14 protein-coding genes are annotated in these 16,586 nt (G+C 38.7%); 9 read left to right on the top strand and 5 right to left on the bottom strand.

Features of this window, described 5'->3' with window-relative positions; genetic code table 11:
* The first annotated feature begins 475 nt into the window (after positions 1-475).
* Complete coding sequence (locus MKY52_RS05695) at positions 476-2,206, top strand: ATP-binding protein (RefSeq protein ID WP_341050351.1); 1,731 nt, start codon at positions 476-478, stop codon at positions 2,204-2,206.
* Between the two features lie 1,095 nt (positions 2,207-3,301).
* Here the strand turns inward: MKY52_RS05695 and MKY52_RS05690 are convergent.
* Both MKY52_RS05690 and MKY52_RS05685 read right to left on the bottom strand, forming a co-directional pair.
* Complete coding sequence (locus MKY52_RS05690) at positions 3,302-6,193, bottom strand: DEAD/DEAH box helicase (RefSeq protein ID WP_341050348.1); 2,892 nt, start codon at positions 6,191-6,193, stop codon at positions 3,302-3,304.
* A 1-nt stretch (position 6,194) separates the two neighbouring features.
* Positions 6,195-6,593 carry a (deoxy)nucleoside triphosphate pyrophosphohydrolase gene (locus MKY52_RS05685; protein WP_341050346.1) on the bottom strand — a complete coding sequence of 133 codons (399 nt, stop codon included), beginning with the start codon at positions 6,591-6,593 and terminating at the stop codon, positions 6,195-6,197.
* Positions 6,594-6,781: 188 nt separating this feature from the next.
* Here MKY52_RS05685 and MKY52_RS05680 point away from each other — a divergent pair, with 188 nt between their 5' ends.
* Positions 6,782-7,732 (top strand): hypothetical protein, encoded by a 951-nt coding sequence (locus tag MKY52_RS05680; protein WP_341050345.1) that lies wholly within the window; start codon positions 6,782-6,784, stop codon positions 7,730-7,732.
* 274 nt (positions 7,733-8,006) lie between these two features.
* Here MKY52_RS05680 and MKY52_RS05675 read toward each other — a convergent pair whose 3' ends face one another.
* The gene (locus MKY52_RS05675; RefSeq protein WP_076120142.1) at positions 8,007-8,234 is read right to left on the bottom strand and encodes a helix-turn-helix domain-containing protein; all 228 of its coding nucleotides are present in this window, start codon (positions 8,232-8,234) and stop codon (positions 8,007-8,009) included.
* Between the two features lie 263 nt (positions 8,235-8,497).
* On the opposite strand from MKY52_RS05675, the gene MKY52_RS05670 reads away from it, so the two are divergent.
* From MKY52_RS05670 to MKY52_RS05650, 5 genes are all read left to right on the top strand, one after another.
* Positions 8,498-8,995 (top strand): hypothetical protein, encoded by a 498-nt coding sequence (locus tag MKY52_RS05670; RefSeq protein WP_341050343.1) that lies wholly within the window; start codon positions 8,498-8,500, stop codon positions 8,993-8,995.
* Positions 8,996-9,273: 278 nt separating this feature from the next.
* Positions 9,274-9,414, top strand: coding sequence for a hypothetical protein (locus MKY52_RS05665; RefSeq protein ID WP_341050342.1), 141 nt, complete (start codon positions 9,274-9,276; stop codon positions 9,412-9,414).
* Between the two features lie 141 nt (positions 9,415-9,555).
* Entirely contained in the window at positions 9,556-9,690 is a 135-nt protein-coding gene (locus tag MKY52_RS05660) for a hypothetical protein (protein ID WP_341050341.1), read from the top strand.
* Between the two features lie 391 nt (positions 9,691-10,081).
* Entirely contained in the window at positions 10,082-10,660 is a 579-nt protein-coding gene (locus MKY52_RS05655; RefSeq protein ID WP_052404147.1) for a sigma-70 family RNA polymerase sigma factor, read from the top strand.
* A complete protein-coding gene (locus tag MKY52_RS05650; RefSeq protein ID WP_341050340.1) occupies positions 10,653-11,513 on the top strand; it encodes a hypothetical protein in 861 nt (286 codons plus the stop codon). Before MKY52_RS05655 ends, MKY52_RS05650 begins: the two co-directional genes overlap by 8 nt.
* Before the next feature lie 75 nt (positions 11,514-11,588).
* Here MKY52_RS05650 and MKY52_RS05645 read toward each other — a convergent pair whose 3' ends face one another.
* Positions 11,589-12,128, bottom strand: coding sequence for a PadR family transcriptional regulator (locus MKY52_RS05645; protein WP_341050338.1), 540 nt, complete (start codon positions 12,126-12,128; stop codon positions 11,589-11,591).
* A 46-nt stretch (positions 12,129-12,174) separates the two neighbouring features.
* Positions 12,175-13,362 carry a YhgE/Pip domain-containing protein gene (locus MKY52_RS05640; RefSeq protein ID WP_341050337.1) on the bottom strand — a complete coding sequence of 396 codons (1,188 nt, stop codon included), beginning with the start codon at positions 13,360-13,362 and terminating at the stop codon, positions 12,175-12,177.
* Between the two features lie 219 nt (positions 13,363-13,581).
* Here MKY52_RS05640 and MKY52_RS05635 point away from each other — a divergent pair, with 219 nt between their 5' ends.
* Positions 13,582-14,703: an NAD(P)/FAD-dependent oxidoreductase gene (locus tag MKY52_RS05635; protein ID WP_341050336.1), complete on the top strand. Its 1,122-nt coding sequence runs from the start codon at positions 13,582-13,584 to the stop codon at positions 14,701-14,703.
* A gap of 310 nt (positions 14,704-15,013) precedes the next feature.
* On the top strand, positions 15,014-16,180 hold the full coding sequence (locus MKY52_RS05630; RefSeq protein ID WP_341050334.1) for a DUF4317 domain-containing protein: 1,167 nt from the start codon (positions 15,014-15,016) through the stop codon (positions 16,178-16,180).
* The last annotated feature ends 406 nt before the right edge of the window (positions 16,181-16,586 follow it).

The raw sequence follows: 16,586 nt of genomic DNA, 5'->3' as shown, positions 1-16,586 counted from the left end.
GAGCTTGATCTATCAAGGGATTTATTGTAGATCTTTCATTTCTAGAGGAGAGCGCATTTTTGAATGGAGTTTTGGTTTGATTACCAATGAAAACTGAGTATTGAAACAGTAGGTGTCCAACAAGCACCGATAAGGGGGGTGAAGGGGCATCGTAACTCGGGGCTTGGAGGATGTCCTATTGCCTTTATAGAGACTTCTGGGATTTCTGATTATGGGATAAAATCATTCTTTTATTATTATGCCTTTTGAACGCTCGAATGTAGGTGGTAGTGGGAGAGCTAACACAATTTACGGACAATACCATTTTAATTGATGCGTAAGCACTTCCATCAACCGACTTTGGGGACATTTGAAGTTGTTACGTGTATATATGAATGTTGATTTAGCGAAGGTTTTCAATAATAATAATGACTTACCATAATGATTGGATTATTATGGAATATAAAGGCGAAAAAATGTATAAGGGGAAATATTTATGGAGCAGTCAAATGAAGCGATAGAAGCCGTTGAGTTTACAATAAGACCCAAGGTCGATGAAACACAGGAGTTTATTGAAATCGCAAACGACTTCTCCAATCCACTTGAATTAGTGAGAGAAGCTATTAGTAACTCTTTTGATGCAAAAGCAAATAAGATATGGATTTCCTTCCAAGTGATTCGAGAATATGGGGAGAGTATCTTACAAATTATAATAAAAGATAACGGAAGAGGAATGGATATAGAAGGCTTACAATCATTTTTTGATTTGGGGAACTCCTTAAGAAGGGGAGATAATGAATCCATCGGAGAAAAGGGGCATGGCACAAAAGTTTATTTAAACAGTAAGAGCATTGAAGTAATCACTAGAAAGGGAAAAGAAAAGCATACTGCTAGAGTAATTGAGCCATACAAAACTTTGTATGATAGACAGATTCCAATTGTCCATGTGACAAAAGAGATTCAAGATGTTAGTGATTATGGAACAGAAGTTATCATTAGGGGGTACAACAACAATCGAAGGGATAAATTCACGCATGAAATACTAAAAGATTATATTAATTGGTATACAAAATTTGGATCAATTGAACTACATTTTGATAAGAACGAGCTTAATAATACCAAACTTTATTTAAAAGGTTTAAATGCTTCTGAGTATGAAGAATTATCTTTCGGTCATGTATTTCCTTTGGAAAATCACGATGTAAATAAATTATTTGATGAATATACAATCAATGCTCCAGAATACTACTGCAAAAAAATCGTTAAGGTAGGGGAACTTAAGAATTTCCCCGAAATTAAGTATGAAGCTGTTTTTTATATTGAGGGAAACAAGGTTAAACAGAGCTATAATAATATGCTTAGAAGAAGAGGTTATACAGCACCTACTGGTTCATATACCGTTCAAGAAAGATATGGAATTTGGTTATGTAAAGATTATATACCGATTCAAAGAAAAAACGAATGGATTACATATAAAGGGTCTGAATATACAAAATTTCATGCATTCTTGAATTGTCAGGATTTAAGGCTCACTGCAAACAGAGGATCAGTAGAAAACACGCCTCAGGAAATATTAAACGACATTAAACAAGTTGTTTATGACGAAATGTATTCAAAAATTATTGAAAGTGATGATTGGAGACAGCTTGAATGGTTAGAAGAAGAAGCTGATGGTTATCGAACAACGGAAAAAGAGAAAAAGGACTTTGATTGGCGTAAAGATAAGATAAATAAGTCTAATATTGCATTTTATGAAGGTCATACTTTAGTTCAACCAGAAAGAGAAAGCGGTGTTTTCGCCTTAACGATTCAACTGACAACTATAAATCCAGTCATATTTCCTTTTCAAATTTTAGATTATGATACTCATGCTGGGATAGATGTAATCGTAAAAGGCGACCATACAACACCAATTTATCAATCAAAACTTTTTTACGTTGAGTTCAAAAACTTCCTGAAAAATAACTTTAATCATTCCTTTGTCAATTTACATAGTATTATTTGTTGGGATACAGATATAAAACATGGAGATATTATCGAAGATATTAATAGAGAAAAGCGAAAAATGATAATTTTAGCTCCAACTCAACAAGGAGAGTACACCAAATATTTCTTGGATGAACCAAGAAACCCACATAAAATTGAAGTGTTTGTTTTAAAACAATACTTAAAAGAAAAATTAAATATTGAGTTTAGACCTAGAAACTCAACAGAAGTTCATACTTAATATATGAACTAGCTTTGTTGAGGCTTGAAGGCTTATAGGTAGAAATGCGGTTAGTAAGAAGCAATGTAATAAGAAAACCGACAGGTCGGATTGCACCGTTAAACCGGTGAAATAAATATATAAATTAAGGATTCAAATTGTTAAAGGGTAGCTCCTCAGAGCTACCCTTATTTTAATTAGCTACGCTTGATGTTAAGTCTGTTATTATGTTTAACAACTTATGTCTATCCTCATTCTTGATTTTAGTAATGTCTAGCATAAGGATAGTGTAAAGGAAGTGAAATCAGTTTTACTTTCGACTATTAAGGTAACGTCAAGTATCACCTTCTTCGCGGTACTTGAATCGAGATCAATTAAGTTAGTGAATGCGAAGTATAGCATTTAATTTGAAATCATGATCTAAACTTGTTTGAGTAGGTATTGATATCAAGAAACATTATTATTTCTAAACCAAATACTATACAGTTTATCTTTAGTCCCTCCTTTAGAGTGTTATGATCTATCAATTCCTGAAAGGTCATACGAAAAATACAGCACATGATTTTGAATCATGCCGAATGATAATACATCACGTTATGAAGTGTTATAATGCACTTCTTGTAATACGTCTAATTACGCCCAAGTTTTTAACTAAAGGAGTATTTTATATATGTTTGATACAGTCCGTTTTAATTCGTCCAATGTCTTCATTGATAATGAGTAACTGATGCATCATGAAGTCAAAAGGTGTTCTGTTTTTTTTACTCTTGCTTCAATAGTGTGAATAATGAAAAAATGGTATTGTGGACTAAAGATATTAAAATAGTCCCAATACATTTTTTTCACTGTGTATACAGAAGAAGATAAAGTTGCAAAATGACGAAGAATGCCGTATGGTAACACAACTTTCTGTACAATATGTTTGAAATGATTTTTTATGTAATTGTTCAGGTAAGAGAAATACACCTATCCCTTTGTAGGATGGTCTATTTCGTTGTTCTTAATGGTTATCGCTCATGTTAATGACTAAGATCAACGTTACTCTAGGTTTTCCTATTTAATTATCATTTGGCTAGAGCAGCGGCCGATTATATTGAACAATACCACAACTCAATCCTAACCCCGAGTCAAATACCCATACAACTTACTTTCCACCGAACGCTCCAATACCAAATCCATATGCACAACCGATATGGATGTCCCATTTTTATCGACCATAGACGCCTGAACAGCACTTTTCTGATCTGGATGTGCTTTACCCAGATAATAAAACTCCGTTCCGTCCGAATCGTCCTTTTTCACAAATACATGCAGGTCGATGTTTCGTTGATCCGCTTCAAGTATCGTTCTAACCTCATCGGATTCAAGAGTTCGTCTACTTCTTGTGGACCACTTCAGGACCTCAGGGCTCACAAATTCCTCCTGATAGTTCGTGCTCGCTTCCACCTCTTCATGCTTATGATAGGTTACAAAGATTGGGCAGGTCTGGTGCTTCGTCTTGTATCCGTACATGGTAGAGCTTTCGTCGCTATGCCAATTCAATAATTTACAGGAATCTTTGCGGGAGTATTTTTGATAAAGAGTTAGTGGCTCGCTAAATACATACTGCTCATTTTTATGAAAAGCGGTCTGAACGATATCTAGGATCATGTTTCTGAAATAAGAGTTGTTCTGTAAGGACTGTGCCATCGCCGGGTGGAATGCAAAATACTGATCTGTTGTGAACTCCACTATAGCAGTGTTACCGTATTTCTTCTTCACCGCCTCAGTGAAAAAAGACAAATCTAAAACACGTTTAACTGAGTCAATTGTTTCGGAATCCGTTGAACAACCACTTTCGTTCAGGGCATTTATGTACTCTTCATGAGTAACCTGATCATTTGCTAATAGTAGCTTCAACACGATGATTTCATGTCTGCGTTTTCCATTTAGGATCTCAGCGGACAACATTATTACATACATTCTCTCGTGCTCGGATAGATGTGGCACTGTTTCTTTGATCTTCTGTAAAAAGTGATAATAGCTAAAGTGTTCCTCAGTAAAAATAAGTGGATCAATTGAATCATTTTCAATAAAATCGATTAATCGAGGAATTCGATTCAGTCTATTTCTGAGTTGGAAATACTCTTCTCTAAGGATTTTGAGAGCTGTTAAATTGCTGTTGCTAATCGAGCGGTAAATTTGTTGCCTTGCAATCTCTTCGAAATTGATTGTTGAGACGCCTTTAATATAACTAGTGTCCTTCATATGACGACGGATATTATCCTTGTTCTGAGACTTGTCTCCGGAGAGGGCTACTGGAATCAAATAGTTGTTCTTATAGTTACCGATAAAGTCGATGATGGTGACGAACTCTTTATCCGAGTGCTTACGCAGACCACGTCCTAATTGCTGAACAAAGACGATGCTAGACTGGGTTTGTCGCAACATCACGACCTGGTTAATACAAGGAATGTCGATTCCTTCGTTAAAAATATCCACCGTTAGGATATAGTCCAGGTACCCGGCTTCAAGGTCTGTTACACACTGCATACGAACTTCCTGAGAGTCATCTCCTGTTAATGCCTTTGTGCGATAACCTCTTTCATTTAACATACGAGATAGCTCTAAAGTTTCTTCTTTACGGCTACAAAAGATTAATCCCTTTACCGTTTCGCCGGAGTGTCCATAATATTCGATTTTTTCGATTAGGTAAGAAACTCTTTCGTTCGTAACCAATTGAGAGAGCATCGTTGTATCGTCGATCATTTGGTCGTTATATTCAAAATCAGTGACACCAAAATAGTGAAAGGGACACAGCATATCCTCTTCTAAAGCTTCCTGCAGACGAATTTCATAGGCGATGTTATAGTCGAATAACTCATAGATATTAAAGTCATCCGTTCGTTCTGGAGTTGCAGTCATGCCAAGCAGGAATTTTGGTTCAAAATGTTCAATAACTTTAAGATAAGAATGGGCTCCCGCTTTGTGAACTTCGTCAATTAGTATGTACTCAAACGCCTTAGGATCAAAACTTGTTAATGTTGAGAGTTTAGAAATCGTTTGGATGGTGGCAAAAAGGTATTTGGCATCCGTATCTCTACTTGTACCTGATAAAATGCCGTAATCGCTATCTTTCCCACCTATAATTCGTTGATAATCAGTCATAGCCTTATGCAAAATTTGTTCTCGATGTGCAATAAATAGCATTCGACTTGGTGCGAAGTTCTTTGCGTCAAATGCAGAGAGGTAGGTTTTCCCTGTTCCTGTTGCCGAAATAACCAAACCTCGATGCGCTCCGGTGCTGCGAAGCTCCTGTAGATTCTTAAGCGCACTCTCTTGCATTTTATTGGGTGAAATGCTACTGAAAACAGTCTGTGGGATAGTTTCAGGAATTAGAGGTAACGCTATATTCATCTTTTGGTTTGCTTTTTGAGCTTCTTCATAGAAAATTTGATATAATTCGATCCATTTATCCGTTAATGGGACAGCCTTTTGCCATACCTTTTCAAATTCATTATGAAATTGTCCTAGGAGCCCTCCATCTTTAAAAGAGGTTAGCTTCACGTTCCATTCATAGTTGGCTTTTAAAGCAGCAGCGGTTAGGTTGGAGCTTCCCATAATGATAGTGGAATGATCTTCATGTTGGAAAACATAGCCTTTGGCATGAAATCCACTTAGATCCGTTAAGCGCACGCTAACATTTGTGATTTTTAGTAGCTCTTTATAGATTTTGGGTTGATTGAAGTTCAGATAATTTGAGGTAAGGATTTTGCCTGTTATTCCGCGCGTTTTTAGATCAGCCAAATGCGACTTCAAGGTGGCTAGTCCACTCTCTGTAATAAAAGCAACCGAAAAAATAAAGGACTGGCAGCGATCTAGTTCTTCCAACAAAGGAGTAAGAACAAAATCGCTGGTCTCTTTATTATTGACTAGAAGCCTAGGCTTGTATTGATCCAATGAATCCTGCTGATGGTCAATAAACGCCCAGCTTAATGTGCTTTTCAAATGCTCAGTTGAATTTTCCATTTTATATTGTCAGCTTCTTCTGGATTTTTTGTACAGCAGGAATATCAGCTGGAGCCCAATCTAGAGACATCAGTTCATGAGCAGATAACCACTGGATTGCAACATGCTCAGTTAAGGTAGGCTTCCCACTTAGTAAGTGACAATAGAAAGTAGTCAGATGCACAAAGCCAAAGTCGTATTCATGTATGGTAGTTTCAATTTCTTCACCAATCTCAATCGCACAGTTCATTTCTTCGTTAATTTCGCGCTTTAGCGCAGCCTGAGGTGTTTCGCCTTCCTCAATTTTGCCGCCAGGGAATTCCCACTTGTAAGCTAGTGTTTTAGTAGCCCCGCGCTGGGCACAGAGGATCTTATTATTTTCGATGATGACAGCTCCAACTACGTAGATATGTTTTTTCATAAGTCCCTCCGGTTATGCAGTTTAGTATTTGTGAAGTCAATTCTGCATTTATAATACTATTCTATTATAGTATTGGGGATTTGGGCTACTGAGGGATATTATGAAAGACTTCTGACAGACTATTCATCGAATGAATGATAGCATCTAGTGAATACGAAACCTATTTATCTTGTATGGGAGAATCGATAATGAAAACTATGCTACGTCTTTATCATGAAGGAAATACGGATTACCATTCAACCTTTTTTGATTTGTTACATGGGGATACAGAGACGAAGCAGACCAAAGGACTCTCAAGATATCCTAACTTGATACAGCTGTTTTTAAAAGTAATTTATCGTCTGACTAAATATAAGTATCCAGAATTTAAGCAGGGAATCGATTTTGTCCAAGTAGACGCAGAAATGTTATCAGCTGGATTAAAGAAAATAAGACGCGATATTACTTTGTCTTTATTCCACGGGAACACCAAAAAACTAGTTATAGTAATTGAAGCAAAGAGTGTAAGTGCTTCTGTACTGCAAAAGGATATCACAAGGCAACTGGAGTCGTATCTTGATCCAACAAATTTTCCGCTCGACGCTAATGTGCCTAAGATAGGTGTAACTTTAACAAAGTATAAAGTTCTTCATCCGCCTGAGAATGGATTTGTCAGCCTTACTTGGACAGATATTATAGAATTGATAAACGATGTAATTAGTCTAGAGAAAAGAAAATGTGAGGATGTAACAATTGCAACAGAATTTATAGATTTTATTATAGGGGTGAGAAAAGGAATGAAATACTACGAGGTTGAAGTTCTGTCGGTTGCTGCGGGTAAGACGTATGAGTTAACGAAAAATTACTTTGTTCATGCGTGCCCACATACTGCGAAGGGTTTTTCATATAAAACTCCAATATACATAACTTTCAGATCTAGTGGTGGTGGAGAAATGGAGTTTCTTTATAAAATTGATGAGATTGTTGTGCTCGATCCGTTGACTCCTTCTCTCAACGTATTATTAGAAGGTGTACAGATTGATTTCGCTACTAGAATTAAAGAATACATATCAAATCGTATAAATGGTGGTTATGGATTCAATCATCCGGGAGAAGAGTATCGGACATATATCAAACTTTGTTGGAGATTCATCGTATAAAGTTGTTCACACCGGACATTCATCCCATTTGGAGAGTGGCTGTGTTGGTGAGCGATGCTGTAAAAAATGTAGTAGTAGATCGGGTTGAGTCATAATACTGATGGTGCGGAAGAACGAACTACAGATAAAAAAGATTGAAGTAAATGATTGAAGGTGAAAAAGCGAGAATATCATCTGACGTATTAGAATCAGGTATTCTCGTTTTTTTATTGATTTTTAACTTGATATTTAATTCCTAGAAAGTTGACCATGAGATTACTCGCAGTATTACTGGTCAATTTGTATCTCCAGTGTCAACTAAATCAATAATCTCTCGAATATCGGTAATCTCTAATGACTCTGCTATTCTAATAATATGATTAAAGTTAATACCTTCTCTTTTATTGTTGGCTAATTCGCTCAAAGCAGCATGTCTAACATCGGATATTCTTGACAACTCTCGTAGAGAGATACCATGCTTTTTCGTCAACTGAGATATTTTCACGATAACTCTCTTTCCCACTAGAATCTCCTCGCTTGTTCTGAGTTTAAATCTTGACTATACGTATAAGCGTACCGTATAATATTCCCAAGTATGGTACTCATATGCGTAACACTTAGAAACTTATTGTTCTTGCTAACGTATATTTTTATCCCATTCTTGAGTGGCACTAATAGATTTACTTTAAAAAAGTTATACGTAAAGAAGAGGAAATAAAAACTATTCATAATCAGTGTAAATGAAAATGTCTACAGACATAGCTTTTCCAAGAAGGTGGGGGTGCAATGCAACATTTGAAGTACAAATATGAGGAGGAAAAGCGCAAGCTGAATGAACTCGGACAGAAATCACTGGAGCAGGGAATTCCGTTAAGCAGTAATGAAGCGGTTCAGGCCCAGAGCCGTAAGATGGACGAACTCATTAATCGGATGTATCAAGAAAAAGTTGGACATACAGCGTCTTTTCGTTTGAACTTTTGTCTTGGAGGAGATGTGGTGGGCTTTCCGGTATGGTTTTTACAGACAATTCAAGGTCGATTTGATGAGGTGACCGCACAGATTGAACATCAATCCGAGCCTAGACATGTTTTTGAAGAAGAGCGCAAAGCTTTTCAAGCGTTGTTTGACTCCATGGACATTGCACGTATGCCAGAGTTTGAGTACTGGGAGGATAAGCTTCAATTGAAGCAAGCCGTTCTTTATGAACGTCTATATCTACAAGGACTAAAGGATGGCATGCAGCTTGCAAATGCCTTTACTGTTCCTTCAGCTCTCTCGGACTAAGGCATGCCCTATAGCTGCCGGAAAATACATAGGTATCGGAACCAAAGTGGATAAACGCATACTTTATTTTCGGACTGTACATGCGACAGTCTTTTTTCTTGTATATGTTTGGGGTTTTTTCTTTTTTCGATGCTGTTTATTCGAAAAAATCCAAATAAATGTATATATTACTATATTGTTAAATAATCATACATATTGTAAATCTAGATCAGACGAGGTTTTGCTATGCTTAAAGCGCTATTTTCTCTCTTCGGTGCGAGCACAGGAGGGAATGTGTAATGAGCGAAGCAGTCATTATTAATGGAGGAAATACTAGAAAGTCCCGGTTGACTGCTATCCATCAGCAGGTTGGAAGATTTTTAGAGCAAGAGGGGATTGGGCATCATTCGATCTATGTCCATGAGCTATCTGCAAGTTGATTTGCTTACGGCCAATTTTGCCAGCGAGGAGATTCTAGAGGCTAATGCGCTAGTGGAAGAAGCAGATATTGTTGACATATTAACGCCTATATATAAAGCACGGGGATCTTAAAAACCTATGTAGATCTCCTTCCGCAAAAAGTGCTGGCTGGTAAGCGAATTGTTCCTATTGCTATTGGGGGTTCGTTAGGCCATCTTCTAGCCATTGAATATGCATTAAAACCCGTCTTGTCTGTATTAGGTGCTACTGAGATTTTAAATACGTTTATTTCTTAGATCGGCAAATAGAACGGTTAGAAGCAGATGGGTATCGTATTGATGAGGAAGCGGAGCAACGCCTAACCGTAGAATTACTAAAGCTTGCACCTGCAAAAATAATTAATTAGGCTAGGGAGAGAAGGAAGTTAGGCATTAACATTAATGCAGCCTTTCGGGGTTGCGTTTTTTGTGTTGTGTTTGTTAAGCCTATGAACGATCACTGAAAAAGGTCCTCCGTCTCCATATGGTGAACTATAAGTTGTATGATAGTTTCCCACCATCCCACAATTATCAAAAGATTTGTTAATGGTTTGGGCTTTTCTACGTATTAACTTATGTAAGTTTCTTCACAACAAATTGCGCAATTTGTTTAGCTTTTCGATGAAGGTGAGGTGGAAGGAGGGTGAAGATGGAAGTTATCCAGGGTACTGCGGACCGTTACAAGAATATCGAAAGATCACGTGGTGCCATGATGTCAAAAGAGGAATTTACCCGGATGTACGATACGTACTACAAACGTGTTTACAAATATATTAGTTATCGTATTAATAATCACCACGTGTCGGAGGACATTTGCAGTCAGGTGTTTGAGACGGTGATGTGTAAGTATTATAGCTTTTCAGAAGAAAAATCGAATTTTGAGGTTTGGCTGTTTGCCATTGTAAGGAACGCTGTGACGGATTACTTCCGGGGGCAGAAGAAAAGAAGCTACACCTCACTAGATTCTTTGCTGGAGCTCATATTTCCCAAGCCGTCTCCGGAGGAACTGGCGATTCGTGAGGATAATAATCAAGCACTGTTCAAGGCGCTCTCCAAGCTACGTGAGAAGGAACGTAATATCATTGCAATGAAATATGGGGCTGGACTGAAAAATTCCGAAGTCGCACAGATCATGGGCGTCAGTGAGTCCAATATTGGTGTCGTATTGCATAGAAGTCTGAAGAAACTGCATATTTCCTTAAAAGCAGGAGGATTCAACCATGAATAAGAAAAATGATGATCTCACAAAATTCAGCAAAACCATAGAGCTGCTTGAGAATGTTGAACAGGATAACACAGCCGCCAAGGAAAGAATTTATAACCGTTTAGTATACAAGCTGGACCATGGAGCTCTTGAACTCAAATCAGAGAAAAAGGACGGGATAACGATGAAAAAAAGTAGCTGGAGAAATGCAATAGTGATTGGCAGTGCAGTAATTTGTCTGGGTGGCGCATTCTCTGCAACCTCCTATGCACAGGATATGTTCCAATCGATCATGGCAAAGTTTGAAGTAGGAAATCTCGAAATCACGCAATACGATAAGGAAATCCCTTCGGCTGGACAGTCAATGACTCCATCTGAAGAGGGAAAAGGCGGGGAGAATGTTGCCATTGAATTGCCGGTTGCAGCTAAGTTGAGTCTGGATGAAGCACGTGCGGAGCTTGGAATGAACTTCCCGGCACCAACCTGGATGGCAGACTATGAGTTTGTGAATGTTGTTCTTCAGGGGACCAGCATGGTTGAAGTGCAGTATAACTCCGGGGATAAAGCTGTTAATTTCCTAATCTCCAAGGGCGGCGACAATGGGATCAGTACTACGGAAGAAGTGAAGACAGAAATAATTAACGGGACTAAAGTTTATTTTGCAAATGGAATTGTGATTTGGGAAAAAGATGGCTTTACCGTTGAACTTTACGCTCAAGAAGACTTTGACCAAGCTACACTTGGGAAGATCATCGAAAGTTTTAGCATCGGTGCTCCTGTACAGTCCTTAGGAACTAAGGAAGTGAAAGAGAATTTGCAGAAGAATGAAGGGGTAGTTGCAGCTCCAGCTTCGGTTCCAGTTGTAGATTCAAAATAAGATGGTCTACTCAGGGTAGAGATGCCCATAGATACACATAAAGAAGACGCTAGGGGATTTCCCTGAGCGTCTTCTTTATATCGTTTTCGTTTTCAGCTTTTCTAAAAGAACTTTCCACCAGTGAATAGATTGCTCTAGTTGAGAAGCGTAGTAGCTTTCCATGAAATCTACGACTTCACGAGAGGAACTTTTCACATCTATTTGATGGTAAATTTGATTTAAATGATCTTTTTTTATCAGTGACTGTTCAATTTTCTTCTCGATAATCGGGATCACTTTATCAGTCTCTACAAAACGAAGATTCACAAGAGCGACAATCATATCTGAAATAGATTCTGCATTTTCTATTACCTGATAAATTTTGAGCGGGAGTTGCTTGCGCCCTTTATCAGTAATGGAAAACACCTGTTTGTCTGGGCGATGTTCTTCTTTTATAATCTCTACCTGTTCAACTAAGCCCTGTTTCGAAAGGGATTCAAAGTGATAATATAGTTTGCTTTCAGATAGATTGAGCAATTTATCAAAAGGAATAGGGGTGGATAGTTCTTTTTTTAATTTATAAGGATAATTATTTTCATCCATTAACTTACTTAAGATATAAATTTGAATTGACATCACAGAACCCACTCCTAATTGTTGGCTAAACTCTATCTTACCAAACCTAGGCGGTTATTTCAGCTGTATTTTTAACTTCAACGGGCAGTATAGTTTCTTTAGTCACAGGCACAGGTTTATGAACAAACCGGACGATTACGATGTTAATCATCATAGCCCCGGCAAATACGCCTGCTAATCCCCATAAGAAGGGTGCTGGACTGATGGAACCAAACATTTGTGCCAAATAAGCTTGTACAGAATAATACATCGGTGTGATGCGGCCGAACCAATCATATGGTGTATACATCATATCACGAGGCATGGTAGCACCATTGGCGATGGTTTGCATGAGCAGGATTGGAATATTTAAGACCATACCGCCTTCGCCAACTAAGAAGACCATAATCGCACACACGTTAAATGCAGCCATATACATTAGAATTTGCTGAGCAGCAACTGGTAACAGTAAGGATAGGTCTACATCTGCAATAGAGAATGCAATGGCTAAAGCAACGACTGTTGATAATACAGCGATTAATAAAGCTGTTAATTGAACGAACATAAACAGTTTTGTCTTGCTTGCTTTCCCGCGGTTCGCTTTAAAAGAAGCAACTAATTGCATGGAGGCAATCATTGCCCCAACATATCCAGCCATAGTTAAGAACATAGGTAGCATGTTGTTGTGCATGCCGTCTGGAACATCATTGATGACAACATAATTCCCGACATAACTATTTTCAATTTGTGTAGCCATTGCGGTGGCTTGTTCTTCTGGTACGTTAAAGTTCATTAACACACCTTTTGCGGTTTGCTCTGAGAAGTTCGCGCTTAATTGTTTGTTAATTTCTCCTACAACGGAAGACATGGCTGAAGATACCATGGTGGCAGAAGCTTCGTTGACTGTGAAATCAATACTTGCGGTTACCTTACCGCTTTGAACGTTGGCGGAAAATTCTTCTGGAATATGGACAACTAGAGCTAACTTATTATGTTCTAATTCATCCATCGCCTTTTTATTCGATACATCGGTTTTTATCGTTTTGAATGGTAAGCTCTCCGAAAACTGACTCGAAATCTGAGCCCCATATTGACCTGCATCATCATTGACGATAGCAATTTTTAAATCATCCATGTTCCCTGGAAGTGCTGTATACCCTGGTAAGAAAATACCAAGCATCGCAATGGCATAGAACACACCCATAAAAATAGAACCAATGGCCCCTTTGGACTTCAAAAACTGTGAAAACTTCAACTGTATACCTTCTTTCTTCTGAATAACACTTTTATTTTAGTACTCTAATTAAAGTACTTTTAACTGAGTGAGATTTATAGTACGATAATTCATTAGAAATGTCAAATTTAAGATACAATGGGTAAGTAGTGAATGAATCATCATTCGGGTTGTTACATTGATATATAGTGGATGTGTTAATGTATTGATTAAAAGTGAATAACTGAAGGGACTTCGGACATGAACAAGGTTATTGTAATTGGTGCAGGGATATTAGGGGCTTCAGCAGCTTATCAGTTAAGCAAGTTAGGTGCTGAGGTCATCATTATAGATCGTAAAGATGTTGGACAAGCAACAGATGCAGCAGCAGGGATTATTTGTCCATGGTTGTCTCAACGCAGAAACAAAGCATGGTATCGTCTTGCTAAGGCGGGAGCAAGCTTTTATCCAGCACTTATTCAAGAGCTTCAAGAGGCTGGAGAAACCGAGACTGGATACGCAAAAGTTGGAGCGATATGTATCCATGATGATTTGAAAAAGTTACTCGCGATGAAAGAAAGAGCGGAGCTTCGCAGAGAGGACGCCCCTGAAATAGGTGAGCTTACGATGTTGACGGATCTTGAAGCGCAAGAGAAGTTTCCATTATTGTCGGAAGGTTATCATGCGCTGCATGTATCGGGTGCAGCAAGAGTGGACGGACGTGAATTACGTGATGCTTTGCTAAGAGCGGCACAGCGTAACGGTGCGCAAATGATTGAGGGAGATGCTATTCTTGAGCATGCTGATCATGAAATTAAAGGGGTTAGCGTCGGAGAACAGACATTCACAGCGGATGAAGTGATTGTGTGCGCAGGGGCTTGGTCTAACGCTTTGCTTCATCCGCTTGGGATCATGCTCCAGGTGCGTTATCAGAAGGCTCAAATTATGCACTTGAAGCTTGCTCAACAAGCGAGTACCGAGCAATGGCCTGTGGTAATGCCGCCTACAGATCAATATATCCTTGCATTTGCGGATCAAAATATCGTAGTAGGTGCTACTCACGAAAATGATGTCATAGGTTATGATACCTCTGTAACCGCAGGTGGAATGCAAGAAATTTTAAATAAAGGTCTTCAAACGGCTTCCGGTCTTGCAGTTTGTAGCCTAAATGAAATAAGAGTAGGGTTCCGTCCATTTACAGCAGATTTTCTGCCCGTGTTGGGCAGGGTTCAAGGATGGAATAAACTAATTGTTGCTAATGGACTAGGTTCATCCGGATTAACGATGGGACCCTTTCTTGGTAAGCAGCTAGCCAAGCTAGCCATGGATCAACAGGTTGATATTCCGCTTGAAGATTATGCATTAGAGCATGCGATAAATTGATTAGAACGAGCACGTATAAAAAAACCTTCTATATAAGTTGAACTAAATACATTCTAAAAAGGAAAAGTGATGGAGGGGAAGTTTGGAACTGTAGGAACGTAGTGTCCGCCTTTGTCACCGGATTTCAACCATGAAACATGGTAATAATCGAGAAATCTGGTGACAACAGCGGCCGGAAGTCCAAACATTCACCGGAGTCACGAACTTACCTTAATAGAAAAATCTTAAGTTCAACTAGTATAGCGAAGGTTTTTTTTATCCTTTATACTGATAAGACCAATTAATCTTTCTAGGAGTTGTCTAACGAATCATGATAAAGAAAGAAGTCGCGCATATACGCAAGCAATTTAAGCTAGATCACGATTTAATGAGTATTTACGATATTCTCAACGTGTATATTATGAAGGAAAGCAACGAGATCTATCATTGGGAGCGCCTGCCGTTTGGAATGGTGGATAGAGAGAAGCAGGAGCTGTACATGGGCAATTTCAAAAAACTCTTGACCGGCGAACTGGATCAGAAATTGTTCGAGTTGAAGTTTCAGGCGGAAGCGGAGGAGCCAGCGCAGGTGATGCTTCACCAAGCTTTGGTGACAGGGGATCCAGATGAATGGCAGGACCTGATGCTGCTGTTGGTGGACAGAATGATGGCGGATACCCATTATGAACGCGATACGGTGATCACTTTCGTTCGCGGACAATATTACCGTCCGACTAAAGATAGAAACGATGAAGCCGAGGAAAGTGAGAAAAACGAAATGTTCGCGCATCCGTTTATTCTATGCAGCGTGAATTCCACGGAGAAGCAACGGAAAGCTCTCTTATTTGATTATGTGGAAAGGGAATTCAAGTACAACGTCATTGTAGATCCGATTGTTAAGTTAAGTACACCGGAGCAGGGCTTCTTTTACCCGAGCGTGACGGACAATTATTCCGATGTGAACCGCATTCTATATTGTACGGGAAAATCGAACTTTCCAGATCCGCATTTCATCGAGCAGGTCTTGAACGCTGAAAGATCCGTGACGGCACTGGAAGAGAGAGCTATTTTCGAAGACATCGTGAAGGAAGTGGCGGGCGAACAACTTGACGCGACTACTATTGCTCAGTTGTACGAGGAAATCCACCAGGTCATTGAAACCAACCAAGATGAAGAAGAACCTCCTAAGCTCGACTATAGAGATGTAGAACGTGTGCTGAAGGTAAGCGGCGTTGAAGATGTGACGATGGAAAAAGTGGAACGTGCGTTTGAAACCATCGTCGACGACAAGCACTATGAGATGAAGGCAAGTAGTGTGATGCCGAAATTCACTACAAAATCGATAAAGATCGAAACAAAGGTAGCTACGATTTCGGTCAGTCCGCAGGATTTGAAATATGTGAAGCAAGTGAATTATCAAGGTAGACGTTGCATTTTGATTGAGGTTGACGAAGATGCTGTGATCGAAGGATTTACACTCACTACAGAAACACTTTAGATTTTTTAATAGCGGGCTATCCTTAAAGTCTTTTATCAAGACTTGGGATAGCCCTTTTTGTATCATATGGTACTTAAAGATATAGTTGATATATTCTTTTGCACTAGTATTAATTTCTTCATCGCTGGCTTGAAATGAAGTTCCAAGCGTTGTAGCCTTTGAATAGATTTGCGCGTCGTTTGAATCAAACTGATTTTACAGAATTGTTATCAAACTATTAAAAAAAAGTAGGGTTGTTCAAATCCCATGGTATAGCCAATGAAAGCGTTTCTATTGATTTTGCGACCGTTATCCCCCAAAGAAGTTGGCATTATTTAGTGCTTGAAGTTCCTCTGATTTGGATATTTTATTTAGTTATTGTTTTATTTCAATAGGATAATGTTACCTTACCGTCACTCTGTCCTAT

The organism is Paenibacillus sp. FSL P4-0184 (assembly GCF_038004625.1).
Lineage (GTDB): Bacteria > Bacillota > Bacilli > Paenibacillales > Paenibacillaceae > Paenibacillus_AQ.
This window is presented reverse-complemented; position numbering and strand designations above follow the sequence as displayed.